The organism is Stenotrophomonas sp. TEPEL (assembly GCF_004348785.1).
GTDB classification, from domain to species: domain Bacteria; phylum Pseudomonadota; class Gammaproteobacteria; order Xanthomonadales; family Xanthomonadaceae; genus Stenotrophomonas; species Stenotrophomonas indicatrix.
Window position 1 is genome coordinate 3457465 of record NZ_QQXJ01000001.1, and the last position, 25863, is coordinate 3483327.

The window sequence follows — 25863 nt, forward strand, 5'->3', positions numbered from 1 at the left end:
GCACCGCGGCCGGGTGTCGAAACCGGCGGGAGTCGATTCCGGTCGCATTTGTCCCCACAATACAGTCAGGCGGCGCCAGCAGGCGCCGCCTTTTGCATGGTTTTCAACCAAGGAGCGTCACCATGAACACCGCCAGCGGCCTGCCGCCGTCGATCACTGTTTCCACCCTCGACATGGACCGCCTGGACGCCATGCTCGAATCCCCGGCACACAGCCAGACGCCGGCCGCGCGCGCGCTTGCCGACGAGCTCAACCGCGCAACCGTGTTGCCGCCAGACCAGATTCCCGAAGGCATCGTCATGATGCATTCGCGCGTGGAGTGCGAAGATGAAGTGTCGGGCGAGAAGCATGTCCTGACCCTGGTCTTCCCCCGCGAAGCCAATGTCGATGAAGGCAAGGTGTCCGTGCTGGCGCCCGTCGGCAGTGCCCTGCTTGGCCTGGCCGTGGGCCAGAGCATCGACTGGACCGCCCCGGGCGGCCGCAAGCTGCGGCTGCGCGTGAGCGCGGTCCACAACGACCGCCCCTGACCTGCGCTGCGAACCGCGCGCGATCAGTTTCCCTGCAATCCCCGCACCAGGAGCCGTAATGAGTACCCCGTCCAAACTGTCCCAGCTGCGCGAACTGTCCGTGGTTGTTGCCGATACCGGTGACTACGAGGCGATCAAGCGCCTGCAGCCGGTGGACTGCACCACCAATCCGACCCTGGTGAAGAAGGCGCTGGACCTGCCGGTCTATGCGGAGCTGATCGAACGCGAACTGGCCTGGGGCCGCCAGCAGGGCGGCGACCGCGAGGCCGTGGTGCACGCCGTGGCCGACCGCCTGACCATCGGCGTCGGTGCGCTGCTGAGCACGCTGGTACCGGGCCGCGTCTCCACCGAAGTGGATGCCGACCTGGCCCACGACACCGCCGCGACCGTGGCCAAGGCCCGTCAGTTCATCCAGATGTACGCCGATGCCGGCGTGCCGCGCGAGAAGATCCTGATCAAGATCGCTGCGACCTGGGAAGGCGTGGAAGCCGCGCGCGTGCTGCAGGCCGAAGGCATCGACTGCAACCTGACCCTGATCTTCAACCCCACCCAGGCGCTGGCCTGCAGCGAAGCCGGTGCGTTCCTGATCTCGCCGTTCGTCGGCCGCATCCTCGACTGGTACGTGGCCAACGGCCAGACCCCGGCGAACATCGACGAGGACCCGGGCGTGGTGTTCGTGCGTGGGGTGTATGCCGAATTCAAGCGCCGCGGTTCGCCGACCGTGGTGATGGGCGCCTCGTTCCGTTCGACCGCGCAGATCGAAGCGCTGGCCGGCTGCGACCGCCTGACCATTTCGCCGGACCTGCTGGAGAAGCTCGACGCCGACCACGGCGCGCTGCCGCGCAAGCTGGTGGCCGGTGCCGCTGAAGCGGTGCAGGTGACGCCGATCGACGCGGCGAAGTTCGCAGCCGACCTGGCCGCCGATCCGATGGCGACCGAGAAGCTGGCGACCGGTATAGATGCGTTTGCCAAGGATCTGGAAGCACTGCGTCAGCGGATCCGCGAGGCGCTGTGACGATTCCGGCCAACGGCTGAGCCCCTCGTGGCGGGGGGCTTGGTCGCGAAGAGCGGGTCATGTGGTTGGCAGGGTGGGTAGGCCGTGCAGGGGACGCTGCAAGTACGTCCCTGTAAGCTCGGTCGCCGCATCCATGCGGCTCACGCCCCTGCACGGCCTACCCACCCTGCCTTCGACAGTTTCCTGCGGCCGCCCGCCACGGAAGAAAGAAAGAAGAGCAACAGCGGGTCGCGCGCTTCGCTTGCTCGGAGCCGAGCATGGCTCGCTCTACAAGGGCAATGCAGAACCAAACAAAAAGGACGCGGCGAACGCCGCGTCCTTTTTGTTTTCCATCAGTTCGTCAGTAACCCAATGCTCTTTCCCACCGTCACCGGGAAACTGTCGGGGGTAGGGCGGTGTGGGTTGGCAGGACCGTTGGCGCCATGGATGGCGCCATCGAGCCCCCAAGGACGGGTTCACGGCGTGTCCTGCCAACCCACACCGCCCCACCCAACAAGCAGCAACCCAGAGCCGCTTTGGCTTTGGCTTTCAGCCGTTGACGTTGCCCGCCGCAGGCGGACCACCGCGCGTCAGCGCGGCGCCTCCACATCCAACCCGATCGGGCAGCTCACGCCGGTACCGCCAATGCCGCAGTAACCGTTCGGGTTCTTGGCCAGGTACTGCTGGTGGTAGTCCTCGGCGTAGTAGTACGTCGGTGCCGGATACACGATCTCGGTAGTGATCGGGCCATAACCCGCTGCAGCCAGCTGCGCCTGGTAAGCCTCGCCACTGGCCAGCGCCGCGGCGTACTGGGCCTCGTCGGTGGCGTGGATCGCCGAACGGTACTGGGTGCCGGTGTCGTTGCCCTGGCGCATGCCCTGGGTCGGGTCGTGGCTTTCCCAGAACAGCTGCAGCAGGCGCTCCAAGCTGACAACGGCCGGGTCGAACACCACCTGCACCACCTCGGTGTGGCCGGTCAGGCCCGAGCAGACCTCTTCATAGGTGGGGTTCGGGGTGATTCCACCGGCATAGCCCACCGAGGTGCTGTACACGCCCGGCTCGTTCCAGAATTTGCGCTCGGCGCCCCAGAAGCAGCCCAGCGCGAAGCGGATCTGCTGCAGGCCGGCGAAACGGTCCTTCAGCGGATGGCTGTTCACGAAGTGCTGGTTGCTGTGCAGCGGCAGTGGCTGGTCGCGGCCCGGCAACGCCTCTTCCGGGCGCGGCAGGCGCTGCTTGAAGGCCCCGATACCGAGGATGCCCTGTCCGATTCCCAACATGATGCGCTCCTACGCCGGAAGCCCGGCAATGTCGTCGGCATCTGAAATGGGGGCGTCTGCGGCATGGCCCAAGTCCAGTGCCGCCACGATCTCTTCGGCCTGTGCCCGCGCGGCGTCGGGGATACCGACCCGCAGCACGCCGAACAGCGGCAGCTCGCCCATGCCGCCCAGCAGCGACTCGCCGAACACGAATGCCGGGATGCCGGCGTCTTCCAGCGCGTGCTTGACCAGGTGGGCGTCGAACAGATTGTCGGCCTTGTACACGATGTGCATGCGGCAGCTCCGTGGGACAGGATTCCAGCATACGCCCGCGGGCTGAATGGTGCCGCTGCGCTCGCCGGGCAGCCCTTCCCGGTAAGCGGTAGACTGGCAATCTTTCTGCCTTTCTTTCGCCGACTCATGTCAGAGCACAGCCCCGCCAGCCCCGAGACCCCCGCCGACAGCCACGAGAAGCGCGATTTCATCCGCCAGATCGTGCGCGAGGACCTGGCCAGCGGTAAGCACCAGGCGATCAAGACCCGCTTCCCGCCCGAGCCGAACGGCTACCTGCACATCGGCCATGCCAAGTCGATCTGCCTGAACTTCGGCGTCGCCGGCGAGTTCGGCGGCGTCTGCAACCTGCGTTTCGACGACACCAACCCGGCCAAGGAAGACCCGGAGTACGTGGCCGCGATCCAGGACGACGTGCGCTGGCTGGGCTTTGAGTGGAACGAGCTGCGTCATGCGTCGGATTACTTCGACGCCTACTACCTGGCCGCCGAGAAGCTGATCGCCGAGGGCAAGGCCTACGTCTGCGACCTGTCGGCCGAGGAAGTGCGCGCTTACCGCGGCACCCTGACCGAACCGGGCCGGCCCTCGCCGTGGCGCGACCGCAGCGTCGAGGAAAACCTGGACCTGTTCCGCCGCATGCGTGCCGGTGAATTCCCCGATGGCGCGCGCACCGTGCGCGCCAAGATCGACATGGCCAGCGGCAACATCAACCTGCGCGACCCCGCCCTCTACCGCATCAAGCACGTCGAGCACCAGAACACCGGCAACGCCTGGCCGATCTACCCGATGTACGACTTCGCCCATGCACTGGGCGATTCGATCGAAGGCATCACCCACTCGCTGTGCACGCTGGAATTCGAAGACCACCGCCCGCTGTACGACTGGTGCGTGGACAACGTCGACTTCGCCCACGATGACGCGCTGACCCAGCCGCTGGTCGACGCCGGCCTGCCGCGCGAAGCGGCCAAGCCGCGCCAGATCGAGTTCTCGCGCTTGAACATCAACTACACGGTGATGAGCAAGCGCAAGCTGATGGCGCTGGTCACCGAACAGCTGGTGGACGGCTGGGAAGACCCGCGCATGCCGACCCTGCAGGGCCTGCGTCGCCGTGGCTACACGCCGGCGGCGATGCGCCTGTTCGCAGAGCGCGTGGGCATCAGCAAGCAGAATTCGCTGATCGATTTCAGCGTGCTGGAAGGCGCGTTGCGCGAAGACCTGGACAGCGCCGCGCCGCGCCGCATGGCCGTGGTCGACCCGGTCAAGCTGGTGCTGACCAACCTGGCCGACGGCCACGAAGAGCGGCTGACCTTCAGCAACCACCCGAAGGACGAGAGCTTCGGTACCCGCGAAGTGCCGTTCGCACGTGAAGTGTGGATCGACCGCGAGGACTTTGCCGAAGTGCCGCCGAAGGGCTGGAAGCGCCTGGTTCCCGGTGGCGAAGTGCGCCTGCGCGGCGCCGGCATCATCCGCTGCGATGAAGTGATCAAGGATGCCGACGGCACCATCACCGAACTGCGCGGCTGGCTGGATCCGGAGTCGCGTCCGGGCATGGAAGGCGCCAACCGCAAGGTCAAGGGCACCATCCACTGGGTCAGCGCGGTGCACGGCGTGCCGGCCGAGATCCGCCTGTATGACCGCCTGTTCTCGGTGCCGAACCCGGACGATGAATCGGAAGGCAAGACCTACCGCGATTACCTCAATCCGGAATCGCGTCGCACCGTCATCGGCTATGTCGAGCCGGCAGCTGCCACCGCGGCGCCGGAACAGTCGTTCCAGTTCGAGCGCACCGGCTACTTCGTTGCCGACCGCCGCGACCACACCGCAGCCAAGCCGGTGTTCAACCGCAGCGTGACCCTGCGCGACACCTGGTCGGCCTGAGCACCTGCGCGGGCGCCAGGACGGCGCCCGCACGACCGCGACCATGATCACCGCCCTGTCCGCCCTGCTCTGGTTCATCTCGCAGCATCCGCTGCTGACGTTCTTTGCAGCGATGGTGCTGGCCGGGCTGGTCTCGTGGTGGCGGCGCTTTCCGGGCTACGCCATCGTGGTGTTCCCGCTGGCGATGCTCAACATCTTCCTCGGCAGCTTCCTCAACGCCACCTTCCTCAATGCGGTGGGCGAGCGTGGTGAAGCGGTGATCGTCAAGGCCGAGGAAACCAATTCCACGCTCAACGAACAGTACATCTGGCGCTACGAAGCGGTGCTGCGTACCGCCGAGGGCCGCGATGTGGAAGTGGTGTTCCATACCAACACCGCCTCGCTGTGGCCGCTGCAGAACGCGATCCGGATTCCGGCACGGGACCAGCCGTTCGTGGTGAAGTACACGCCGGGCTTCCCCCGCAACTTCGTCATCCTCACCAACGAATCCCCGCATGGCATCGCCCAGGCCCGTGCCAGCGCGCGCGAGCGCGTGGAGGTGGCCGCACGCAAGCTGCATTTCAGCCCGGGCAATGCCGATTTCCGCGCGGACTATCGCCGCGAGCTGGAAAGCTGGCTGCGCGACCATAGCAACGATCCGCAGCAGCAGCGCGACGCACAGCGATACCGCGCCGAACTCGATGCACTGTAGCGCCAGCCCTGCTGACGGGTGTGTTCCTCCCCTGCAAACCAAGTGCCTCCGATGACCAAGACCGCGTCTACCCTTCTGCCGTTGCTGCAACAGGTCCTGCTGGGCCGTGACATCGCCTGCACCGTCGAGGGCGACGGACTGGTGCTCGACAGTGGCCTGCACCTGACACCGCACGGTGTCGCCAGCAACGAACGCGACAACGGCGGCTGGCAGACCTCCACCGTCATCGAGACCCGTCACGCGGGCTTGTTTGCCGATGGCCTGTTCGAATACCAGCACGCCAATGGCGCAACCGAACAGGAATCCCTGCTGTCCGGCTTCGAGACCTGGGTGCGGGTGGACCTGGCGACCCTGCAGGCCGCCATCGGCGCCGACGACGCACTGGATCTGCCGATGATGGGACTGACCTACCCGACCAACGAAGACGGCCGGGAACACGAGCGCACCGTGGTGCTGGGACCGCTGGCCCATTACCGCGCCCGCGAACTGGACGACGCTGCTGCATGCAGCGAAGACGACCACGGCTCCTGCCCCTGCTGCCTGTTCACCAGAAGCATCGACGCCTTCGACGACCTGCTGAAGGCCAATCACTTCCTGGCCATCCGCCTGTTCGCGTCGCGCGACGAGCAGGGCCAGTGCGAAGCCGACTGCCGGGTCAACGGCCATGACTTCGCCCCTGCCCTGCCGCTGCTGCGCGCCTATGCTGCGCGCTGGCCGCAGGCGGGGCTGGAGTTCCGCAAGCAGTACGTGGTGATCCGCACCGGCTCACCCTCAGCGGCCTGAATCCAGCGCGCACGCCCGGTACAGGCCACTGCCGCTACACTGCGCGCCGACATCTGCTGCACCTGTTCCTTTCACTCCCAACGAGGCACCCCCGCGATGCTGTATGCGCAAGTCCACCTGACCCTTCCCGCCTGGATCCACGACCAGATCGACCTGGATCGTCGATATCCGGGCGACGAGGCCAAGGTCGCGCTGGCGATCGAGCTGTCGCGGCTGAACGTCGACCACGCCAGTGGCGGCCCGTTCGGCGCCGTGGTGTTCGGGCCGGATGACAAGGTGATCGCCGCCGGCGTGAACCGGGTGATGCCGCATTCGACCTCGCTGGCGCACGCCGAGAACATGGCCTACATGCTGGCCCAGCAGCGCCTGCAGACCCCGCGCCTGAACGCGGTGCTGTCGCCGGTCACCCTGGCCACAAGTTCGCAGCCGTGCTGCCAGTGCTATGGCGCCACCGTGTGGGCCGGCATCGACCGCCTGCTGATCGGCGCCAGTTCGGCCGACGTGGAAGCACTGACCCCGTTCGATGAAGGCCCGCTGCCGGCCGACTGGGTGGGCGAGCTCAACAAGCGCGGCATCGATGTGGTGCAGGGCCTGAACCGCGATGCGGCGCGCAGCGTGCTGCGTGCCTATGGGGAAAGCGATGGCGCCCGTTACTGAGGCCGGCATCGGCCTGCTGTGCCTGTGCCGGCAGGGCTTCGAGCCTGAGCTGGCCGGCGAACTGCAGTTCCGCGCAGGCGCCGCCGGTTTTGCCGGCTACGCCCGTACCCAGCGCAACGACGGCTACGTGCTGTTCATGTGCGATGAAGCCGCAGCGCTTGCACCGAGACTGCCGTGGCGCGAGCTGATCTTCGCCCGCCAGAAGCTGGTGGTGCTGGCCGAGCTGCCACAGCTGGACCCGGCCGACCGCATCACGCCGATGCTGGAGGTGCTGGCCGATGCGCCGCGCTTCGGTGATCTGTGGGTGGAACATCCCGATTCGGATGCCGGCAAACCCTTGTCCGGGCTCGCGCGTGCGTTTGGCAACGCCCTGCGCCCGGCGCTGCGCAAGGCCGGCAAACTCAGTGACAAACCCAATGCACGTCTGCCACGCCTGCACGTGGTGTTCGTCGATGGCACCCACGCCTTTGTCTGCGTGGCCAACCCGGATGACAGTGCCCCCTGGGCCCTGGGCATTCCGCGTCTGAAGTTGTTGCCCGAGGCGCCTTCGCGCTCGGCATTGAAGCTGGATGAGGCGCTGCTGACCCTGCTCGCCCCGGAAGAACGCGAAGCGCTGGTGCGTCCGGGCATGCGTGCGGCCGATCTGGGCGCGGCGCCCGGCGGCTGGACCTGGGTGCTGACCCGCCAGCACGTGCATGTGCTGAGCATCGACAACGGTCCGCTGCGCCAGCACGTGCTGGACACCGGCCTGGTCGAACACCTGCGCGCCGATGGCTTCCATTGGCATCCGGAGCAGCCGCTGGACTGGATGGTCTGCGATATGGTCGAGCAGCCGCGTCGCGTCGCCGAACGCATGGCCACCTGGTTCCGCGAGGGCTGGTGCAGGCACGCGATCTTCAACCTGAAGCTGCCGATGAAGAAGCGCTGGGATGAAACCCGCCTGTGCCTGGAACTGTTCCAGAACCAGGCCGGCAAGCCGCTGGTGGTACGTGCCAAGCAGCTGTACCACGACCGTGAGGAAATCACGGTGCTGGCGTCGCCGCTGCGCTGATGGACATCACGCGCATTTCCCTGCTGCTGTGTACTGCGGTGCTGGCATTGCCGGCACTGGCACAACCGGCGCGCCCGCAGCCGGCACAGAGCGTCCCGCTGCGCGATGACAGTGGCGTGGTCCGCCAGCAGTCACTGTCGGCCGGCCGCGTGACCGGCAGCGTCGACATCGTGGTGCCGCTGGGCGAAACCCCGGTAACGGTGCGCTCGCTGGCGCCGGCCAGCGTGGTCGGCCAGTACCGGATCCATTTCGCCGAGCTGGACGTGAACGCTGATGGTTTCATCAGCCGTGACGAAGCACTGGCCAATCCGGCGCTTTCCGATGAGTTCAACGCATTGGACAGCAAGCGTCGCGGAAAGCTGGACCGCACTGACCTTGCCGGTTGGCTGATCGATTGACCCGATTCCGGTAGCGCCGGGCCATCCCCGGCGGGATCGGTGAACCGCGCTGCGCGCTCGCCGGGCATGGCCCGGCGCTACCGGTGGATGATCCGGGGCTCGCGCGCCAACCAAGGTTGGCATGTACCAGAGCCTCGCCGTCACACCCCTGCGGCGCGCTTCCAGAAGGCCTGCACCAGCGGCGGCCACTTGCCCACGCAGCCCAGCGCGCGGCCACGCGCCAGGGTCAGGTGCATCTCGTCGTTGGAGAACAGACGGTTGATCGCGTCGAAGCTGTAGGCGGCGATCTGGTTGTCGCTGCGACGCTCACGCGCCCAGCGCTGCACGCGCTGCGGCGACAACCGGGGTTGTCCGCGCCGTTCGGCCGATGGCGCCAGCCAGTGCTGCAGGGCGGCGACATCGCGCAGGCCGAGGTTGACGCCCTGCCCGGCCAGCGGATGCACCACGTGGGCGGCATCGCCCAACGCCAGCACGCGACCGGCCACGTAGTGGCGGGCCAGCTGCCGGCGCAGCGGGAAGGCCGCGCGCGGCGAGGCCAACCGCAGTTCACCCAGGCGCGCGGCGAAAGCGCGGGTCAGTTCCCGATTGAATGCGTCTTCGTCCAGGGCCAATACGCGTGCCGCCTCTTCGTCGGGCAACGTCCACACGATGGAGCTGCGGCGCTCACCCACCGGCAGCAGCGCCAGCGGACCGGTCGGCAGGAAGCGCTGCCAGGCCGTGGCCTGGTTGGGCAGCTCGCTGTCCACATAGGCGACCACACCGCGCTGCTGGTAGTCGTGGCGTTCGACGTCGATCCCGGCCAGTCCGCGCAGCGTCGATTCAGCACCGTCGGCAGCCACCGCCAGCGCGGCTTCGATGCGACGACCATCATCCAGGCGCAGGCGCACAGCGTGCTCGTCCTGCTCAAGCGCTTCCACGCGCGCCGGGCAATGCAGCTCCACGCCCGCTGCCGGCAGTGCCGCCCACAGGCGGTCCTGCAGCAGGCCGTTCTCGACGATGAAACCCAGCTCGCGACGGCCGAAGCGATCGGCGTCGAACAGCAGGTCGTCGCCACCGGCCGCGTCCCACACCTGCATGCGCCGGTACGGCCAGGCGCGCGCCTGCGCGATCGTCGGCCATACACCGAGACGCTCAAGCAGCTGCACGTTGTCGGCGGCGATGGCGAACACCCGCAGATCCGGCTGTGCGGCCTGCCATGGTGCCGGTTCACGCCCTTCCACCAGCGTTACGGCAAGGCCGGCATCGGCCAGCGCCAGCGCACAGGCGGCGCCGACCACACCGCCGCCAACGACGGCCACGTCCAGGCGTGCGCGCCGGTTCATGCGGCTTCTCCACGGCACAGGCGCGGCACATCGCCACGGAAGCCCATCGCACCACCGACCAGCATCGACTGCACCGAGGCGCGCTGTGCGGCCACCAGGCCCAGGCTGCGCAGCGGGCGCAGCAGCGGCGCCGGATTGCTGGTCAGCCGGGCAAGGCCGCCGGAGAACGCCACCGTCTGTCGTCGATCTTCTTCGCGGCGCGCCGCGTAGGACCGCAGCAGTGCGTCGCTGCCGGCATCGCCCTCCACTTCCAGCAGCTCGGCCAACGTCAATGCGTCGCGCAGGCCGAGGTTGAAACCCTGCGCACCCAGCGGGTGGATGGTCTGCGCGGCATTGCCCAGCAGCACCGTGCGCTCCCCCACCAGAGCGCGCGCCAGTACCTGGATCAGCGGATAGGCACTGCGCGGGCCAGAGTCGAGCAGGCGGCCGGCACGCCAGCCGATGGCCTGCTGCAGGCGCTGCAGCCAGGCGGTGTCGTCCAGCGCCATCACCGCCTCGGCCTGGTCACGGGCAACGCCGTGCACGGTGCCGAAATGACGGTCGCCACGCGGCAGCAACGCCGTCGGGCCGGTATCGGTGAAACGCTCCCAGGCGGTGCCGTCGGGCGCGCGCTGGCTGCGCACTCGGGCCACGAACAGCGTCTGCTGGAAGTCGTGGCGATCAACGTCGATGCCCAGCGCATCGCGTACGCCGCTGCTGGTGCCGTCGGCACCGACCACCAGCCGCGCCAGCAGCACCTGCTCGCCACTGTCATCGGCCACCCGTACCTGGCGGTAGCCGTCAATCACCTCGCCCAGGCCAAGGAAACGCATCGGCCGGTAGCGGCGCAGTCGTGGCAGCTCCTGCAGCCGGCTTTCCAGCGCCTGGCCGAAATCACGGGCCACCACCACCTGGCCGAACCACGGCCGATCGTACTGTGCGGCATCGAGCTGCACACGGCCGAAATCGCCGGCACGGCTGACATGGATGCGGCGGATCGGGCCAGGGGCCATCGTCAGCTTCTGCATGACCCCCAGCGCGGTCAGCGCGTTGATGGTGGCGGCGGCAAAACTGAGGTTGCGCTGGTCGAACACCGCCGGCAGTTCCCCGGCCGGGCTGGCTTCGAGCAGGCCCACGTCGCGGCCCAGGCGGTCCAGGGCGATGGCCAGGCTGGCACCCACCAGACCGCCACCGACGATCAGCACGTCATGTCGTTCACTCATGGGCGCATGATACGCGCTCGCCGTGCTGGCATGCCCCACGCCGCCCCGCCTGCGCCAAGCGCCGTGCCGGGCTAGAATGAAACCTGAATCCGCCCCGGCCCGCCGCCATGTCCGACTCCGCCCCCCGCGCCTTCGTCCTGTCAGTGCTCGTGCTGTTGCTGGCAGCGACCCGCGTCAATCACTTCGCGGCGATCCCGGACGCCTCCTGGGCCGTGTTCTTCATCGGCGGCTTCTACCTCGCGCGCTGGACCCGCTGGGCGTTCCCGCTGCTGATGGTCTTCGCGGTGCTGGTCGACTGGATCGTGATCCGCAGCAGCGGCCTCGACTTCTGGCAGCACTACTGCGTATCGCCGGGCTACTGGCTGCTGTTGCCGGCCTACTTCGCGATGTGGGCCGGCGGCATGCTGCTGGGCCGCAACTACCGCAGCGCGCAGTGGTCGGTGCTGGGCAAGGGTGCCTTGCTGCTGGTGGCGTCGGTGGCGCTGTGCCATCTGCTGGCGCAGGGAGGTTTCTACTGGACCAGCCAGAACGTGGCCGAGCCGACCGTGGCCGGATGGGCACAGAACTACGCCCAGTGGTTCGGCCCCTACCTGCGCACCACCGCGATCTACGTGACCCTGGCCGCCGCACTGCAGCTGGCCGTGGAGCAGGTGCTCAAGCTCCTGCAGGCCCGCCGCGACATCCACCACTGAGCCACGCCATGGGTCATCGCCTCTCGCGCATCTACACCCGCACCGGCGACGACGGCAGCACCGGCCTGGGTGACGGCAGCCGGGTCGGCAAGGATGATCTGCGTGTTGCGTCCTACGGCACCGTCGATGAAGCCAACGCCACGCTCGGCCTGCTGCTGGCCGTGCCGCTGCCCGAGGATGTCCGCGCACTGGTGGTGCACCTGCAGCACCAGCTGTTCGATCTGGGCGCCGAACTGTGCATTCCCGGCCATGCCGCCATCCACGCCGCTGATGTGTCGGCGCTGGAACAGCAGTTGGACCACTACAACGCCGACCTGCCGATGCTGAAGGAGTTCATCCTGCCGGCCGGTGGCGAGGCCGCCGCGCGCTGCCACCTGGCCCGCACCGTGGTCCGCCGCGCCGAGCGCGACACGGTTGCCCTGGCCCGCGTGGAACCGGTTCGCAGCGAGGCGCTGCAGTACCTCAACCGGCTGTCAGACCTGCTGTTCGTGCTGGCCCGGGTGCTGGCACGGGCCGATGGCCACGGCGAAGCGCTGTGGCAGCCACAGCATCGCCAGCGCTGAGCGCCATGCTGGTCTTCACCCATCCCGCCTGCCTGCAGCACGACCCGGGCCCCGGCCATCCTGAATGCCCGCAACGCCTGCAGGTGGTGCTCGACGCGCTGCACCAGGCGTTCCCCGGCCAGCTGGACTGGCGCGAGGCACCGCCGGCCAAGTTCGGTGAGCTGACCCGGGTCCACGACAGCGCGCTGCTCGACCTGGTGCTGCAACCGCAGACCGCACCGCTGCGCCAGCTGGACATGGACACCTGGACCTCGCCGGGCTCGGCCAGTGCCGCGGTGCATGCCGCCGGCGCAGGCGTGGCGGCCGTCGATGCGGTGATGCTGGGTGAGGATCCGCTGGCTTTCTGCGCGGTGCGCCCGCCGGGCCACCATGCCACCAGCAGCACCGCGATGGGCTTCTGCCTGCTCAACAACATCGCCATCGCCGCCGCCTACGCCCGCGACCGCCACGGCCTGGAACGGATCGCGGTGGTCGACTTCGACGTCCACCACGGCAACGGCACCCAGGACATCTTCCAGCACGACGCACGGGTGTCCTACTACAGCACCCACCAGGCCGGGCTGTTCCCCGAGTCCGGCCTGCGCCGTGACCGCGGCGCCGGCAACCTGATGAACATCCTGCTGCCGCCCGGCAGTGGCGGCTTCCGCTTCCGCAACGTCTGGGCCGACGAGATGCTGCCGGCGATCGACGACTTCCGCCCCCAGCTGCTGCTGATCTCGGCAGGCTTCGACGCGCACCTGCGCGACCCGCAGGCCGACCTGATGCTGGAGACCGACGATTTCGCCTGGATCACCCGCGAACTGCACGCGCTGGCACGCCGCCATGGCGCCGGCCGGGTGGTGTCGATGCTGGAGGGAGGATACGACCTGCAGGCCCTGGCCGAGTGCAGCGTGGCCCACCTGCAGGCGCTGATGGCGGCACCCTCCGGCAGCGGGCCTGGATGAACCCGAACCGGCAGTCCGGGGAGGCCTTCATTGCCCCTATGCAAGGGATGGGGCAAGCTACCGTCCGTTTTCGCCCGAATCCGAACCGCGTGCGCCGAGCCCTCCGCCTGCTTCCCCTGCCCCTGAGCATCGCCGTCTGCCTTCCGGCATGGGCTGATGACAAGCCGCTCAACTGGGGCCTTTGCCCGGCCACCGACGTGATCCCTGCGTTCACCGACGCGCCGACGCCCGTGCCCGGCCAGGACAAGGCGGCCGCCAGCGCTGCGCGCGAACAGCAGCCCACCGACATCGAGGGCGACCAGCTGCTGGGCACCACCACCGTGCCGCAGTACCAGGGCAACGTGGCGCTGCGCCGGGGCGACCAGTTCGTGGGCACCGACAAGCTCAGCTTCGATACCGAAAGCGGCAACTACGTCGCCGACGGCAACGTCCGTTACCAGGATGCCTCGATCCGGATGGTCGCCAAGCGCGCCGAGGGCAACCAGGAAAGCGACACCCACAAGATCACCGACATCCAGTACCAGCTGGTGTCCCGCCGCGGCAACGGTGAAGCCGAATCGGTCGACCTGCAGGGCGCGGTCGGGCAGATGCACCGCTCCACCTACACCACCTGCGACCCGTCGCAGCCGGTGTGGAAGCTGACCGCCCCGGAAATCGAAGTCGACAACGACGAAGGCTTCGGCACCGCCCGCAACGCGGTGCTGCGGATCGGCAAAGTGCCGGTGCTGTGGGCGCCCTACTTCAAGTTCCCGATCGATGACCGGCGCAAGACCGGCCTGCTGTTCCCGCAGCTGGGCATGTCCGGCCGCAACGGTTTCGATTACGCACAGCCGATCTACTTCAACCTGGCGCCGAACTACGACGACACGTTGACCCCGCGTTACATGAGCCAACGCGGCCTGATGCTCGACAACGAGTTCCGCTACCTCTACAACGGCGGCCGTGGCGAACTGCTGACCGCGTACATGCCCAACGACAAGCTGCGCGACCGCGACCGCGGCCGGGTGATGTTCGGCGGCTACCACAACCTCGACGATCACTGGCAGGCCCGCGCCAACCTGGCCTGGGTCAGCGACGAGCGCTACGTGGAAGACTTCGCCAACCGCCTGGTGGGAGTCACCGCGTCGAACCTGCAGAGCACCATCGGTCTGTACGGCACCGGCGAGAACTGGACGGCCGGCATCATGGCCGACCGCTGGCAGCTGACCGACTACACCCTCAACGAGAGTGCGCTGGCCTACAACCGCCAGCCGCGCCTGTACTTCAACTGGGACAAGCCGCTGCTGCCGTGGCTGGAGACCGGCGTCTACGCCGAGGCTGTGCGCTTCACCCACGACGACATCAACTTCAAGTACGGCGCCGAGGCGGGACCGGACCTGCAGTACACCCGCAACGGCAGCCGGCAGACCGACGGCATCGGTGTCAGCGGCGGCTCGCGACTGGACCTGAAACCGTACGTATCGTTCCCGATCAGCGGCGCGGCCTGGTATGTCACGCCCACGCTGGCCTACCGCTATACCGGTTACCAGCTGGACCGCGGCCTGGTTGATGGCGTGAACGGCATCCGCGGCCAGATCCTGCGCTCGCAGGGCATCGACCCGAACACCGCTACCCCCGAACAGCTGCGCGGCAACACCTCACCCAGCCGCAGCCTGCCGATCGCCAGCCTGGACGCCGGCCTGTTCTTCGATCGTGAGACGAAGATCGGTGGCAAGTCGTTCCTGCAGACCCTGGAGCCGCGCCTGTTCTACCTGCGCACGCCGTACCGCGACCAGGACGAGCTGCCGATCTTCGATACCCGCGACTTCACCTTCAGCTGGGGCCAGCTGTTCCGCGATTCGCGCTATACCGGCGCCGATCGCCAGAACGACGCCAACCAGCTGACCGTGGCCCTGAGCACCCGCTTCATCGACCAGACCACCGGCAAGGAACGCTTCTCGGCCTCCATCGGCCAGATCCAGTACTTCGACGAGTCGCGGGTGAGCGTGGTCCCCGGTGGTGCGCCGGTGGAGAAGGGCAAGTCGGCCTGGATCGCCGACGGCAACTACATGATCAACGACCGCTGGACCCTGGGCGCCACCTACCAGTGGGACCCCAAGTACAAGCGCGAGGATCTGGCCAGCGTGCGTGCCCGCTACCTGATGTCCAACGACGGCGTGGTCAACCTGACCTACCGCTACCGCATCAATTCCGGCGCCCCGGCCACGGCCAACAAGCATGACCGCACCCTGCTGGAACAGGCCGACCTGTCGTTCCTGTACCCGCTGAACGAGCGCTGGAGCCTGGTCGGTCGCTATTACTACTCGCTGCAGGACAAGGAACCGCTGGAGATCATCGGTGGCGTACAGTGGGACAGCTGCTGCCTGGCCGTGCGCGCCGTGGCCCGCCGCTACGTACGCAACCGCGAAGGCGAAATGAACAACTCCATCCAGCTCGAGTTCGTGCTCAAGGGCTTGAGCTCCCTCGGCCAGGACACGGACCGCACTTTGCGCCGTGCTATCCTCGGCTACAACCGCGACGACCTCTATCTCGTGCCGCCCAGCAACACCGGAGCGACCCGCGATGACTACGATCCGAATCAGATCCCATGACCAAGAGCTTCCCCGTTCTCCTCGCATCGCTTCTGGCGGTGTCCAGCGTGTCCGCCCCCCTGCAGGTTCTTGCGCAGGAGGCCCAGCCGTTGGATCGCATCGCTGCTGTCGTCGATGAGGACGTGATCCTGCAGAGCGAGCTCCAGCGTGCGATCGCCAACATCAAGGCGCAGTACGCCGGCCGCGAAGCCCAGCTGCCGCCCGATGACGTGCTCAGCCGCCAGGTGCTCGAGCGCCTGGTGCTGGTCAAGCTGCAGGTTGCCCGTGCCCAGGGCAGCGGCATCCGTGTCAGCGACCAGGAACTGACCCAGGCGATGAATGCCATCGCCCAGCAGAACGGCTCGACCCTGGATGCCCTGCGCCAGCGCCTGGCCAGTGACGGTATCGATTTCAACGATTTCCGCGCCTCGGTGCGTGACGAGATCACCGTGCAGCGCCTGCGCCAGAGCTTCGCGCAGAGCCGCATCAGCGTCAGCGAAGGCGAGGTCGATGCTGCCCTGAAGCAGCAGGCCGATGCCGGCAACCAGTTCCACCTCGCGCACATCCTGGTCGCCCTGCCCGACGGTGCCAGCGCCGAGCAGATCGCCACCGGCCAGAAGAAGGCTGATGGCGTGAAAGCCCTGCTGGACAAGGGCGAACTGGACTTCAATGCGGCGGCCGTGCGCTATTCCGACAGCCCCAATGCGCTGGAAGGCGGCGACCTCGGCTGGCGCACTCTGGATGAAATCCCGGCCGCGTTCGCACAGACGATGCAGCAGATGAAGCCCGGCGAAGTGGTCGGCCCGATCCGTGGCCCCAGCGGCTTCCAGCTGCTGAAGCTGGTGGAAGTACGTGACGCCAGCGCGGCGGCAGGCACCCACACGGTCACCGAATATCACGGCCGCCATATCCTGGTGCGCGTGGACGATGCCCAGTCCGATGCGGCCGCCAAGGCCAAGATCGACACCCTGCGTGCGCGTATTGCCGGCGGTGCCGACTTCCAGCAGGTGGCCAAGGAATCATCCGAGGACAACAACAGCAAGGGCCAGGGCGGCGATCTGGGCTGGTTCCCGGCCGACGCGTTCGGCCCGGCCTTCGGCCAGCAGGTGGCAGGCATCCAGGACGGCGGCGTGAGCCAGCCGTTCCGCACCGATGCGGGCTGGCACATCGTGCAGCGCGTGGGCACCCGCCAGACCGACGTCGGCAGTGACAACCAGCGCGCCCAGGTCCGCGAGACCATCGGTCGCCGCAAGCTGGAAGACGAGTACAACCGCTTCCTGCAGGAGCTGCGTGGCGAAGCCTACGTCAGCTTCCGCAGCGGTGACCGGGCGGAAAATACCGCCACGCCTCCGCAGTCCTGAGCCATGCTCCCCGAGCTCGCTCTGGTACCGGGCGAGCCCGCCGGGATCGGCCCGGAACTGTGTGTCCGACTGGTCCAGCAGCCGCGCGATGATTGCCGGTTGCTGGCATTCGCCGATCCGGACACCCTGCGCGCGGCCGCCGCCGCGCTGGATCTGCCCCTGCAACTGCTGCCCGAGGACGCACACGCACGCGTCCCCGGCGATCTGCGCCTGCGCGCCGTCGCCAACCGCGCCCCCAGCCGTTTCGGCCATACCGACCCTGCCAACGCAGGTGCGGTGATCGGCGCCCTGCTCGGTGCGGGCCAGGCCTGCCTGTCCGGTCAACTGCACGGCGTGGTGACCGGCCCGGTGCACAAGGCGGTGATCAACCAGGGCGGCATCGCCTACAGCGGCACCACCGAACTGCTGGCCGACCAGGCCGGGGTGAAGGTGGTGATGATGCTGGCCAACGACATCGTCCGCGTTGCCCTGGCCACCACCCACCTGCCGCTGCGCGAGGTCGCCGATGCGATCACCGCGCCCGGCCTGGAACACACCCTGCGCACCGTGCATGCCGCGCTGCGCCGCGAGTTCGGCCTGGCCGCACCGCGCATCGCCGTGCTTGGCCTGAATCCGCATGCCGGCGAAGACGGTCATCTCGGTCGCGAGGAACTGGACCTGGTCATCCCGCTGCTGCAGCGCCTGCGCAGCGAGGGCATGGACCTGATCGGTCCGCTGCCGGCCGATACCGCCTTCCTGCCGGCCAAGCTGGCCGGCTTCGATACCGTGCTGGCCATGTACCACGACCAGGGCCTGCCGGTGCTGAAGTACTCCGGCTTCGAGCAGGCGGTGAACCTGACCCTCGGCCTGCCCTATCCGCGCGTAGCGGTGGACCACGGCACCGCGCTGGATCTTGCCGGCCGCGGCATTGCCGATCCTTCCAGCCTGCAGGCCGCCACAACGCTGTGTGCGCGGCTGGCGCGGCAACGTACACTGAGCACATGACTTCCCCGCATTCCCCCTCCGGCCCGGTGTTTTCCGCCCCGGCCAAGAAGCAGCTCGGCCAGCACTTCCTTGCCGACCGCTACTACATCGACAAGATCGTGATGGCGGTCAATCCCAAGGACGGCGACCGCCTGGTCGAGATCGGCCCGGGCCAGGGTGCGATCACCCTGCCGCTGCTGCGCGTGCACCCGAAGATGACGGTGATCGAGTTCGACCGCGACCTGATCGCGCCGTTGACCGCCGCCGCCGAGCCCCTGGGCGAACTGACCATCGTCAACCGCGACGTGCTGCGGGTCGATTTCACCGAGCTGGCCGACGGACAGCCGATCCGCCTGGTCGGCAACCTGCCCTACAACATCTCCTCGCCCATCCTGTTCCATGCACTGGAACATGCTGCGGTGGTCTCGGACATGCACTTCATGCTGCAGAAGGAAGTGGTCGACCGCATGGCTGCCGGTCCCGGCAGCAAGGTGTTCGGCCGCCTCAGCGTGATGCTGCAGGCCTACTGCGAGGTGACCTCGCTGTTCGTGGTGCCGCCGGGTGCGTTCAGGCCGCCGCCAAAGGTCGATTCGGCCGTGGTGCGTCTGGTACCGCGCGACCCGGCCAGCATCGACATCAAGGACCACAAGCGCTTCGCCGAGGTGGTCAAGGCCGCCTTCGGCCAGCGCCGCAAGACCCTGCGCAATGCCCTGAACAACGTGGTCAGCGCCGAGCAGTTCGTGGCCGCCGGCGTGCGCCCCGATGCCCGCGCCGAGCAGCTGGACGTGGCTGAATTCATCGCTTTGGCCAATGCCACCTGATTACACTGCCGGTATGGAAGACGCTGACGTTTATGCCATCTCCGTCGAAGTCGCCCCGCGCTTCCTCGACGACCAATCCGCGCCGGAAGACGGTCGTTATGCGTTCGCCTATACGATCCGCATCCACAACCAGGGCCGGGTTGCCGCGCGCCTGGTCGCACGCCACTGGCGCATCACCGATGCCAATGGCCGCGTCGAGCATGTCGATGGCGATGGCGTGATCGGCGAACAGCCGCGACTGCGTCCGGGTGAAGACTTCCATTACACCTCAGGTGTCATGCTCGGCACCGAGCACGGCACGATGCAGGGCCATTACGACATGGTGGCCGACGACGGCACCGAATTCGCCGCGCCGGTCGCACCCTTCGTGCTGGCCATCCCGCGCACCCTGCACTGACACGGAGGCCGAACGATGAGTGTATGGGCGATCGGCGACCTGCAAGGCTGCTATGACGTAACCCAGCGCCTGCTGGAGAAGATCCGGTTCGATCCGGCGCAGGACACCCTGTGGTTCTGCGGCGACCTGGTCAACCGCGGTGGACAGTCACTGGAAACGCTGCGGCTGGTGCATTCGCTGCGCGACCACAGCGTGGTGGTGCTCGGCAACCACGACCTTTCCCTGCTGGCCGTCGGTGCGCGCACCGAGGAAGAGCAACGCAAGGTCAACCCGGACCTGCTGCGCATCGTCCAGGCCGAAGACCGCGATGTGCTGCTGGACTGGCTGCGCCTGCAGAAGCTGGTGCACGTGGACCGCGAGCTTGGCTGGATGATGGTGCATGCCGGCCTTGCGCCGAAGTGGACCACGCAGATGGCCGAGAAGCATGCGGCCGAAGTGGAAGTGCAGCTGCACGGCGCCGGCTACCGCAAGCTGTTCCGCAACATGTACGGCGACAAGCCCAGCTGGGCGCCGAACCTGACCGGCTACGAGCGCTCGCGGGCGATCATCAACGTGCTCACGCGCATGCGCTACTGCACCTCGCGCGGCCGCATCGGCATCGAGGACAAGGGCACGCCGGGCACCCAGGAACAGGGGCTGTATCCCTGGTTCGAAGTGCCGGGCCGGGTCGAACGCGACCTTAAGGTGGTCTGCGGCCACTGGTCCGCGCTCGGCCTGACCATCACCCAGGGCATCCACGCGATCGACACCGGTGCCGTGTGGGGCGGCAAGCTCACCGCGATCCAGCTCGACACCGATGAGCTGCGCGTGGTGCAGGTACCGGGACGCGACGTGCCGGCACCAGTCGCCAACGCGCGGCCGCCCGCGCGACCGGCACACGAGCGCACGCCAGGCAAGGACAACAGCCAGGGCAACGGCAACGCTGCAACGGCTGGCGCCCCGGGCAACCGTGGTCCGCGCCGGCGCCGCCGCCGTGGTGGTGGTGGTGGTGGTGGCAACAACAACGGCACGCCTCCTTCGGCATGACGCCCGGCAACCGCGCACCATGGACGGTGCTGCTGCTGACGCTGGCCCTGGCCAGCGGCTGCCAGCCCTCATCGTCGCCAGCGACTGCCGGCGCCGACGCTACCGCCGCCCCTGCATCAGAACCTGCACCGTCGCCGCCGCTGGTCGCTGCCGCACGCGCACAGATCGGCGTCACCACCCGCTACGACCCTGCCTATCAGGTACTGGCCTACCCCGGTGGCGACGTGCCCGCTGATCGCGGCGTATGCACCGACGTGGTGGTCCGCGCGCTGCGTACGCAGGGGCTGGACCTGCAGGTCCGCGTGAACGAAGACATGCGCGCTGATTTCAGCGCCTATCCGGCCCTCTGGGGCCTGTCCCGACCAGATCGGAACATCGACCATCGGCGCGTGCCCAACCTGATGCGCTGGTTTGAGCGCCACGGTTGGCAGCAGCCGATCAGTGCCCTTGCCAGCGACTTCGCTGCCGGCGACATCGTGGCCTGGAAGCTCAACGGCAACGGCCTGCTGCACGTGGGCATCGTTTCCGACCGGCGCCTGGCCGACGGTACGCCGCTGGTACTGCACAACATCGCGCGCGGTACGCGGGAAGAGAATCTGCTGTTCCAGCACACCATCATCGGCCACTACCGGATGCCGTAAAACGATCCTGTAGAGCCGAGCACGGCCGGGCTCTACAGGACGCCGCGCTCAGCGGCGGACGTAATGCACGAAGCGGAACGCGTAGGCGTGACGCTCATCGGCCGGGTGCGGCTCACTGGCCACCTCCTGCCAGAGGCGCTCATCCACCTCCGGGAAATGGGTATCGGCCGGTACTTCGGCATCCACCCAGGTCAGGTACAGATCACTGGCCTGGTCCAGCAGCTGGCTGAAGATCTCGCCGCCACCAATGATGCACAGCTCGCTGGCGCCCTCGCCCTCTGCAATCGCTTTGGCCTCGTCCAGCGAGGCCACCGCGCGCATGCCCTCGAACGGCACCTGGCCGCTGCGGGTCAGCACCAGGTTCGTTCGGCCGGGCAGCACGCGGCCAATCGATTCGGCGGTCCTGCGCCCCATCAGGATCGGCTTGCCCAGCGTCAGCGCCTTGAAGTGCCTGAAGTCATCCGGCAGGTGCCAGGGCATGGCATTGCCTTGGCCGATGCCACGGTTGCGGTCCAGCGCCACGATCATCGAAAGTTTCATTTTTCCGGATACAACTCGTTGAAGATCTTCATTGCCGCGCTACGTCCACCAAGGACTGTTGCAACCGCCGAACAATAGAGCAGGAACAGAATTCCCGCAGTACTGGGCTTAAGGCCAGTAATCATTACCCAAAGGTCGACATCCTTTCCCGCAACCGCCGCATTGGCGACTGCAAGGAGAGGAGTAATCAACACGCCGACCGTCAATGCAACGGCCAAGGAGCCGGACATCGACATCAACCCCTCCGCCAGCTTTTCCCTTGCTTTCCGTGAATGTTTACTCATCGTTCTTCCGCTTCCTGAACCCGAGAAACAATCTGCACCACTCAAGTCTCACCTGCTGATACGCATCCTGCCAACGCCAGCAGGGCCGCAACGCGTGGGCGCGCCCTCATACCGCCACCGGCGCCTTGATCGCCGGATGCGGATCGTAGCCATCAATGCGGATGTCATCGAACTGGAAGCCGAACAGATCGGTCACCTCCGGGTTCAACCACAGCGTCGGCAGCGCGCGCGGTTCACGCGACAGCTGCTCGCGGGCCTGTTCGAAGTGGTTCGAATACAGGTGCGCGTCGCCGAGCGTGTGCACGAAATCGCCGACGCCCAGGCCCGTGGCCTGCGCCACCATGTGGGTCAGCAGTGCGTAGCTGGCGATGTTGAACGGTACGCCGAGGAAGATGTCGCCACTGCGCTGGTACAGCTGGCAGCTGAGCTTGCCGTCGACCACGTAGAACTGGAACAGGTTGTGGCACGGCATCAACGCCATCTGCGAAAGCTCGCCCACGTTCCAGGCACTGACCACCAGCCGCCGCGAATCCGGATTGCGCTTGATCTCCTCCACCAGCCACTGCATCTGGTCGATCTCGCCGCCGTCGGCCGTGGCCCAGCTGCGCCATTGCTTGCCGTACACCGGGCCGAGGTTGCCGTTCTCGTCGGCCCACTCGTCCCAGATGCGCACCTGGTTGTCCTTGAGGTAACCGATGTTGGTGTCGCCCTTCAGGAACCACAGCAGCTCGTGGATGATCGAGCGCAGATGCAGCTTCTTGGTGGTGACCAGCGGGAAGCCGTCGTTGAGGTTGAAGCGCATCTGCCAGCCGAACACGCTGCGGGTGCCGGTACCGGTGCGGTCGCTCTTCTCCGCGCCGTGTTCGAGCACGTGCGAGAGCAGGTCCAGGTAGGCCTTCATGCCCTGCCCTCCGCCGTCACCAGCGGCTGCGGCTGCAGCACCGGGGCGCGGCGCGACATCACCAGCAGCACCAGGCCGAAGGCGATCAGCGGCACGCACAGGATCTGGCCCTTGGTCAGCCAGCCGAAGGCCACGTAGACGCCGTTGTCGGGCATGCGCACGAACTCGACGGCGAAGCGGAAGATGCCATACAGCAGCGCGAACAGGCCGCCGATGAGATAGCGATGGCGCGGCTTGGCCGACACCGTCCACAACACCGCGAACATCACCAGCCCTTCCAGCAGCGCTTCATACAGCTGCGACGGATGGCGCGCGAACTGGTTGAGCGCACCGCTGGCGAACTGCGACTGCAGGGCGGCGTGGTCGAGCTGGTTCAACGGTGCCGGCAGGCCGGACGGGAACACCACGCCCCAGCTGCCGTCGGTGTACTTGCCCCACAGCTCGGCGCCGATGAAGTTGCCGATGCGGCCAAAGCCCAGGCCCAGCGGCACCAGCGGCGCCATGAAATCCATGGTGTCGAAGAAGTGCAGCGCATGCTTGCGCGACCACCACCAGCAGGCCGCGATCACGCCCAGCAGGCCGCCGTGGAAGCTCATGCCGCCATCCCACACCTTGAACAGCAGCAGCGGGTTGTGCAGGAAATCGCCCAGCGCGTAGAACAGCATGTAGCCGATGCGCCCGCCCAGCACTACGCCGAGCATGGCGTAGAACAGCAGGTCGGAGAAGCCGTTGGCGTCGACGCCCGGCAGGCGCCCGTCGGCGATCCGCTTGCGCCCCAGCAGCCAGGCGGCGGTGAAGCCGAGCAGGTACATGATGCCGTACCAGTGCACCTTGATCGGTCCCAACGAGAGGGCGATGGGGTCGATATCGTGGAAATAGATCATGAAGGGCGCCTTGCAGGGATGCCGATATTCTAGCGCCGCCCGGGAGCGGCCTCGTGGTGGCCGCCGTCGCCCGATTGCCGGGCTTCAGCCCAGGATCTGCGGCGTGTCCGGCAGGCCGTCCTGATCGGACCGCGCCGAGGCCGGAAAGTGCCCTTCCACCAAGGAGGAAACCTCGTCGATGGCATCGCGCAGCGCCGCCACCGGCTGCGCGCCGCGCAGGCCTTCGCGCAGATGCGTGCAGACCCGCTGCCACTGCTCGGGCGCGACCCGCCCCTGCAGGCCACGGTCAGCCACGATCTCGATGGCATGGTCGGCCAGCAGCAGGTAGATCAGCACGCCGTTGTTGTGCGCGGTATCCCAGGTGCGCAGGCGCGCGAAGGCATGCTCGGCCGCCTGCCGCGGGCTGACCTTGTGCCACAGCGCAGACAGTGGCAGGTCGGCCTCCACGGCAAACATCACCTGGCCGCCATGGCGCTGCTCGCCCGCGGCGATCGCTTCGGTGATCGCCTGCAGCGTGGCCGGCGGGAACGCCCGCCGTACCGACGGCGAAAACAGATGCCTGCACAGACGTTGGATCATCACCAGCCTCCCGACGCGCCGCCGCCGCCGGAACGGCCACCACCGCCGCCCGCCCCAGCTGCCTCCGCCCCAACCGCCACCGCCGGCGAAACGCCCCGGATGGCCGGACAGCATCGCCACCACCAGGCCCACCACGCCGGCCAGGCCACTGGCCAGCACGGTGGAAGTGAACAGGAAGGCGGCTACCGCCGCTCCAGCGCCACCCAGCAGGCCGCGCAGCGGACGCGGTACCCGCGAGAACACGCCGCGCAGAATGCTGCCGGCGAACACGCCGATGAACAACGCCAGGAACCAGGTATCGCCACCGCCGTCGGGGGCGCGTCCCTGCTGGCTGCTGACCGGCGCCGGCAGGGCTTCGCCGTCGATGATCCTCACCAGCACCGCCGTGGCCTCGGTGATGCCGCCGGCATAGTCATTGGCGCGGAAGCGTGGCACCAGGTATTCCTGGATCACCCGGTTGGCGATCGCGTCGGGAATCGCGCCTTCCAGGCCATAGCCCGGTTCGATGCGCACGCGCCGATCGTCCTTGGCCACCACCAGCAGCACGCCGTCATCCACGCCCTTGCGACCGATCTGCCACTGGTCGAACACCCGCGTGGTGTACTGGGCGATGTCTTCCGGCTGCGTGGTCGGCACCACCAGCACCTGCATCTGGCTGCCCTTGCGCTGCTGCAGGTCCAGCGCCTGCTGCACCAGCGCCTGCTTCTGCGCGGCATCCAGGGTGCCGGTGGTGTCGACCACCGGCGAATCCAGCGCCGGAATCGGCGCCAGCGTCTGCGCCTGCACGGTCAACGGCAGCCACAGCAGCAGGGCCAGCAGTGTGGCGGCCAGGCGCATCGGTCAGTGGCCCGGAGCCGGGGCCGGCTGCTGCTGCGGCGCGTTGCCGAAATCAACCGCCGGCGCGTTGGAGATCTGCGCCTCGTTTTCCACGGTGAAGTTCGGCTTGGGCTGGTAGCCGAAGATCCTGGCGGTGATCAGCTGCGGGAACGAGCGGATGTAGGTGTTGTAGTCCTGCACCTGCTGGATGTAGCGGCCACGGGCAACGGTGATGCGGTTCTCGGTGCCTTCCAGCTGCGCCTGCAGGTCGCGGAAGTTCTGGTCGGACTTCAGCACCGGGTAGTTCTCGGTAACCACCAGCAGGCGCGACAGCGCACTGCCCAGTTCGCCCTGGGCCTGCTGGAACTGCTTGAGCGAGGCTTCATCGTCGGCGTTGACGTTGATCTGGCCAACGCGCGAACGGGCGTTGGTGACTTCGGTCAGCACGCGTTCTTCCTGGCTGGCGAAACCTTTCACGGTCTGCACCAGGTTGGGCACCAGGTCGGCGCGGCGCTTGTACTGGTTGAGCACTTCGGACCAGCTGGCCTTGACCGCTTCGTCCTTCTGCTGGATGGCGTTGTAGCCGCAGCCGGACAGCAGGGAGGCCAGCAGCAGCAATGGGATGAGGCGGGTCAACAGGCGCATGGCCAAGGCTCCGGGTGGACTGAGCGCCGAGCATGCCATGGTCGGTGTTAACGGACGTGTGGAGAGTGCCGGCCATCGGGCGCCGCCCCCTCCGCGGTGGTGGTGATCGCCCTCGGTGGCAACGATGCGCTGCGCGGGCTGACCCCGGCGCAGGTGCAGGGCAACCTGGAAAAGATGGTGCAGGCC

At 67.5% G+C, this 25863-nt stretch carries 28 protein-coding genes and 2 pseudogenes; 19 read left to right on the forward strand and 11 right to left on the reverse strand.

The window, feature by feature from the left end:
• The first annotated feature begins 122 nt into the window (after nt 1–122).
• Complete coding sequence (gene rnk / locus TEP_RS15910) at nt 123–527, forward strand: nucleoside diphosphate kinase regulator (protein ID WP_049468992.1); 405 nt, start codon at nt 123–125, stop codon at nt 525–527.
• Between the two features lie 58 nt (nt 528–585).
• On the forward strand, nt 586–1542 hold the full coding sequence (locus tag TEP_RS15915) for a transaldolase (protein WP_132825898.1): 957 nt from the start codon (nt 586–588) through the stop codon (nt 1540–1542).
• A 569-nt stretch (nt 1543–2111) separates the two neighbouring features.
• Here TEP_RS15915 and msrA read toward each other — a convergent pair.
• Both msrA and TEP_RS15925 read right to left on the reverse strand, forming a co-directional pair.
• Nucleotides 2112–2777, reverse strand: coding sequence for a peptide-methionine (S)-S-oxide reductase MsrA (gene msrA / locus TEP_RS15920; RefSeq protein ID WP_132826555.1), 666 nt, complete (start codon nt 2775–2777; stop codon nt 2112–2114).
• Between the two features lie 30 nt (nt 2778–2807).
• Complete coding sequence (locus TEP_RS15925) at nt 2808–3071, reverse strand: DUF2007 domain-containing protein (protein ID WP_132825899.1); 264 nt, start codon at nt 3069–3071, stop codon at nt 2808–2810.
• 126 nt (nt 3072–3197) lie between these two features.
• Here TEP_RS15925 and TEP_RS15930 point away from each other — a divergent pair, with 126 nt between their 5' ends.
• The 6 genes from TEP_RS15930 to TEP_RS15955 all read left to right on the forward strand — a co-directional run bounded on the left by TEP_RS15930 (nt 3198) and on the right by TEP_RS15955 (nt 8526).
• Entirely contained in the window at nt 3198–4946 is a 1749-nt protein-coding gene (locus TEP_RS15930) for a glutamine--tRNA ligase/YqeY domain fusion protein (protein ID WP_132825900.1), read from the forward strand.
• A gap of 43 nt (nt 4947–4989) precedes the next feature.
• Nucleotides 4990–5637: a hypothetical protein gene (locus tag TEP_RS15935; protein ID WP_132825901.1), complete on the forward strand. Its 648-nt coding sequence runs from the start codon at nt 4990–4992 to the stop codon at nt 5635–5637.
• A 51-nt stretch (nt 5638–5688) separates the two neighbouring features.
• Complete coding sequence (locus tag TEP_RS15940) at nt 5689–6420, forward strand: DUF6348 family protein (RefSeq protein ID WP_132825902.1); 732 nt, start codon at nt 5689–5691, stop codon at nt 6418–6420.
• A 96-nt stretch (nt 6421–6516) separates the two neighbouring features.
• The gene (locus TEP_RS15945; protein WP_132825903.1) at nt 6517–7077 is read left to right on the forward strand and encodes a nucleoside deaminase; all 561 of its coding nucleotides are present in this window, start codon (nt 6517–6519) and stop codon (nt 7075–7077) included.
• Nucleotides 7061–8128, forward strand: a complete 1068-nt coding sequence (gene rlmM, locus TEP_RS15950) for a 23S rRNA (cytidine(2498)-2'-O)-methyltransferase RlmM (protein WP_132825904.1) — start codon at nt 7061–7063, stop codon at nt 8126–8128. Before TEP_RS15945 ends, rlmM begins: the two co-directional genes overlap by 17 nt.
• Entirely contained in the window at nt 8128–8526 is a 399-nt protein-coding gene (locus tag TEP_RS15955; RefSeq protein ID WP_132825905.1) for an EF-hand domain-containing protein, read from the forward strand. Before rlmM ends, TEP_RS15955 begins: the two co-directional genes overlap by 1 nt.
• 140 nt (nt 8527–8666) lie before the next feature.
• Here the strand turns inward: TEP_RS15955 and TEP_RS15960 are convergent, their stop codons facing one another.
• Entirely contained in the window at nt 8667–9848 is a 1182-nt protein-coding gene (locus TEP_RS15960) for a UbiH/UbiF family hydroxylase (RefSeq protein ID WP_132825906.1), read from the reverse strand.
• Nucleotides 9845–11050: a 2-octaprenyl-6-methoxyphenyl hydroxylase gene (ubiH, locus tag TEP_RS15965; RefSeq protein WP_132825907.1), complete on the reverse strand. Its 1206-nt coding sequence runs from the start codon at nt 11048–11050 to the stop codon at nt 9845–9847. Before ubiH ends, TEP_RS15960 begins: the two co-directional genes overlap by 4 nt.
• Nucleotides 11051–11157: 107 nt before the next feature.
• On the opposite strand from ubiH, the gene TEP_RS15970 reads away from it, so the two are divergent.
• The 10 genes from TEP_RS15970 (at nt 11158) to TEP_RS16015 (ending at nt 21028) form a co-directional block, all read left to right on the forward strand.
• Entirely contained in the window at nt 11158–11742 is a 585-nt protein-coding gene (locus TEP_RS15970; protein WP_132825908.1) for a hypothetical protein, read from the forward strand.
• Between the two features lie 8 nt (nt 11743–11750).
• Entirely contained in the window at nt 11751–12305 is a 555-nt protein-coding gene (locus tag TEP_RS15975) for a cob(I)yrinic acid a,c-diamide adenosyltransferase (protein ID WP_025877925.1), read from the forward strand.
• A 5-nt stretch (nt 12306–12310) separates the two neighbouring features.
• Nucleotides 12311–13249: a histone deacetylase family protein gene (locus TEP_RS15980; RefSeq protein ID WP_132825909.1), complete on the forward strand. Its 939-nt coding sequence runs from the start codon at nt 12311–12313 to the stop codon at nt 13247–13249.
• Between the two features lie 89 nt (nt 13250–13338).
• A complete protein-coding gene (gene lptD, locus TEP_RS15985; protein WP_240790715.1) occupies nt 13339–15840 on the forward strand; it encodes an LPS-assembly protein LptD in 2502 nt (833 codons plus the stop codon).
• Nucleotides 15837–17180 (forward strand): peptidylprolyl isomerase, encoded by a 1344-nt coding sequence (locus TEP_RS15990; protein WP_117309578.1) that lies wholly within the window; start codon nt 15837–15839, stop codon nt 17178–17180. The genes lptD and TEP_RS15990 overlap by 4 nt, the downstream gene beginning before the upstream one ends.
• Nucleotides 17181–17183: 3 nt before the next feature.
• Complete coding sequence (gene pdxA, locus TEP_RS15995; protein ID WP_132825911.1) at nt 17184–18164, forward strand: 4-hydroxythreonine-4-phosphate dehydrogenase PdxA; 981 nt, start codon at nt 17184–17186, stop codon at nt 18162–18164.
• Nucleotides 18161–18964 carry a 16S rRNA (adenine(1518)-N(6)/adenine(1519)-N(6))-dimethyltransferase RsmA gene (gene rsmA / locus TEP_RS16000; protein ID WP_025877916.1) on the forward strand — a complete coding sequence of 268 codons (804 nt, stop codon included), beginning with the start codon at nt 18161–18163 and terminating at the stop codon, nt 18962–18964. Before pdxA ends, rsmA begins: the two co-directional genes overlap by 4 nt.
• 13 nt (nt 18965–18977) lie before the next feature.
• Entirely contained in the window at nt 18978–19361 is a 384-nt protein-coding gene (gene apaG / locus TEP_RS16005) for a Co2+/Mg2+ efflux protein ApaG (RefSeq protein WP_025877914.1), read from the forward strand.
• A 15-nt stretch (nt 19362–19376) separates the two neighbouring features.
• Nucleotides 19377–20387, forward strand: a complete 1011-nt coding sequence (locus TEP_RS16010; RefSeq protein WP_132825912.1) for a symmetrical bis(5'-nucleosyl)-tetraphosphatase — start codon at nt 19377–19379, stop codon at nt 20385–20387.
• Nucleotides 20384–21028: a DUF1287 domain-containing protein gene (locus TEP_RS16015; RefSeq protein WP_132825913.1), complete on the forward strand. Its 645-nt coding sequence runs from the start codon at nt 20384–20386 to the stop codon at nt 21026–21028. The genes TEP_RS16010 and TEP_RS16015 overlap by 4 nt, the downstream gene beginning before the upstream one ends.
• 48 nt (nt 21029–21076) lie before the next feature.
• Here TEP_RS16015 and TEP_RS16020 read toward each other — a convergent pair whose 3' ends face one another.
• The 7 genes and pseudogenes from TEP_RS16020 to TEP_RS16050 form a co-directional block, all read right to left on the reverse strand.
• On the reverse strand, nt 21077–21568 hold the full coding sequence (locus tag TEP_RS16020) for a dihydrofolate reductase (protein ID WP_132825914.1): 492 nt from the start codon (nt 21566–21568) through the stop codon (nt 21077–21079).
• Nucleotides 21565–21852, reverse strand: coding sequence for a hypothetical protein (locus TEP_RS16025; protein ID WP_132825915.1), 288 nt, complete (start codon nt 21850–21852; stop codon nt 21565–21567). The genes TEP_RS16020 and TEP_RS16025 overlap by 4 nt, the downstream gene beginning before the upstream one ends.
• Before the next feature lie 106 nt (nt 21853–21958).
• A complete protein-coding gene (locus TEP_RS16030; protein WP_132825916.1) occupies nt 21959–22753 on the reverse strand; it encodes a thymidylate synthase in 795 nt (264 codons plus the stop codon).
• Nucleotides 22750–23637 carry a prolipoprotein diacylglyceryl transferase gene (lgt, locus tag TEP_RS16035; protein WP_132825917.1) on the reverse strand — a complete coding sequence of 296 codons (888 nt, stop codon included), beginning with the start codon at nt 23635–23637 and terminating at the stop codon, nt 22750–22752. Before lgt ends, TEP_RS16030 begins: the two co-directional genes overlap by 4 nt.
• Before the next feature lie 84 nt (nt 23638–23721).
• Nucleotides 23722–24216: a TPM domain-containing protein gene (locus TEP_RS16040; RefSeq protein WP_132825918.1), complete on the reverse strand. Its 495-nt coding sequence runs from the start codon at nt 24214–24216 to the stop codon at nt 23722–23724.
• Nucleotides 24216–25053 (reverse strand): annotated as a pseudogene (locus TEP_RS16045) (TPM domain-containing protein). The gene TEP_RS16040 and the pseudogene TEP_RS16045 overlap by 1 nt, the downstream one beginning before the upstream one ends.
• Before the next feature lie 3 nt (nt 25054–25056).
• Nucleotides 25057–25677 (reverse strand): LemA family protein, encoded by a 621-nt coding sequence (locus tag TEP_RS16050; protein WP_132825919.1) that lies wholly within the window; start codon nt 25675–25677, stop codon nt 25057–25059.
• Between the two features lie 96 nt (nt 25678–25773).
• On the opposite strand from TEP_RS16050, the pseudogene TEP_RS16055 reads away from it, so the two are divergent.
• Nucleotides 25774–25863, forward strand: a pseudogene (locus tag TEP_RS16055) (arylesterase); the annotation flags it as partial.

Bases quoted from the DNA above. Each gene is read 5' to 3' on its own strand.
- rnk (WP_049468992.1), top strand. From the start codon at position 123: ATGAACACCGCCAGCGGCCTGCCGCCGTCGATCACTGTTTCCACCCTC.
- TEP_RS15915 (WP_132825898.1), top strand. From the start codon at position 586: ATGAGTACCCCGTCCAAACTGTCCCAGCTGCGCGAACTGTCCGTGGTT.
- TEP_RS15925 (WP_132825899.1), bottom strand. From the start codon at position 3,071: ATGCACATCGTGTACAAGGCCGACAATCTGTTCGACGCCCACCTGGTC.
- TEP_RS15930 (WP_132825900.1), top strand. From the start codon at position 3,198: ATGTCAGAGCACAGCCCCGCCAGCCCCGAGACCCCCGCCGACAGCCAC.
- TEP_RS15935 (WP_132825901.1), top strand. From the start codon at position 4,990: ATGATCACCGCCCTGTCCGCCCTGCTCTGGTTCATCTCGCAGCATCCG.
- TEP_RS15940 (WP_132825902.1), top strand. From the start codon at position 5,689: ATGACCAAGACCGCGTCTACCCTTCTGCCGTTGCTGCAACAGGTCCTG.
- TEP_RS15945 (WP_132825903.1), top strand. From the start codon at position 6,517: ATGCTGTATGCGCAAGTCCACCTGACCCTTCCCGCCTGGATCCACGAC.
- rlmM (WP_132825904.1), top strand. From the start codon at position 7,061: ATGGCGCCCGTTACTGAGGCCGGCATCGGCCTGCTGTGCCTGTGCCGG.
- TEP_RS15955 (WP_132825905.1), top strand. From the start codon at position 8,128: ATGGACATCACGCGCATTTCCCTGCTGCTGTGTACTGCGGTGCTGGCA.
- TEP_RS15960 (WP_132825906.1), bottom strand. From the start codon at position 9,848: ATGAACCGGCGCGCACGCCTGGACGTGGCCGTCGTTGGCGGCGGTGTG.
- ubiH (WP_132825907.1), bottom strand. From the start codon at position 11,050: ATGAGTGAACGACATGACGTGCTGATCGTCGGTGGCGGTCTGGTGGGT.
- TEP_RS15970 (WP_132825908.1), top strand. From the start codon at position 11,158: ATGTCCGACTCCGCCCCCCGCGCCTTCGTCCTGTCAGTGCTCGTGCTG.
- TEP_RS15975 (WP_025877925.1), top strand. From the start codon at position 11,751: ATGGGTCATCGCCTCTCGCGCATCTACACCCGCACCGGCGACGACGGC.
- TEP_RS15980 (WP_132825909.1), top strand. From the start codon at position 12,311: ATGCTGGTCTTCACCCATCCCGCCTGCCTGCAGCACGACCCGGGCCCC.
- TEP_RS15990 (WP_117309578.1), top strand. From the start codon at position 15,837: ATGACCAAGAGCTTCCCCGTTCTCCTCGCATCGCTTCTGGCGGTGTCC.
- pdxA (WP_132825911.1), top strand. From the start codon at position 17,184: ATGCTCCCCGAGCTCGCTCTGGTACCGGGCGAGCCCGCCGGGATCGGC.
- rsmA (WP_025877916.1), top strand. From the start codon at position 18,161: ATGACTTCCCCGCATTCCCCCTCCGGCCCGGTGTTTTCCGCCCCGGCC.
- apaG (WP_025877914.1), top strand. From the start codon at position 18,978: ATGGAAGACGCTGACGTTTATGCCATCTCCGTCGAAGTCGCCCCGCGC.
- TEP_RS16010 (WP_132825912.1), top strand. From the start codon at position 19,377: ATGAGTGTATGGGCGATCGGCGACCTGCAAGGCTGCTATGACGTAACC.
- TEP_RS16015 (WP_132825913.1), top strand. From the start codon at position 20,384: ATGACGCCCGGCAACCGCGCACCATGGACGGTGCTGCTGCTGACGCTG.
- TEP_RS16020 (WP_132825914.1), bottom strand. From the start codon at position 21,568: ATGAAACTTTCGATGATCGTGGCGCTGGACCGCAACCGTGGCATCGGC.
- TEP_RS16025 (WP_132825915.1), bottom strand. From the start codon at position 21,852: ATGAGTAAACATTCACGGAAAGCAAGGGAAAAGCTGGCGGAGGGGTTG.
- TEP_RS16030 (WP_132825916.1), bottom strand. From the start codon at position 22,753: ATGAAGGCCTACCTGGACCTGCTCTCGCACGTGCTCGAACACGGCGCG.
- lgt (WP_132825917.1), bottom strand. From the start codon at position 23,637: ATGATCTATTTCCACGATATCGACCCCATCGCCCTCTCGTTGGGACCG.
- TEP_RS16040 (WP_132825918.1), bottom strand. From the start codon at position 24,216: ATGATCCAACGTCTGTGCAGGCATCTGTTTTCGCCGTCGGTACGGCGG.
- TEP_RS16050 (WP_132825919.1), bottom strand. From the start codon at position 25,677: ATGCGCCTGTTGACCCGCCTCATCCCATTGCTGCTGCTGGCCTCCCTG.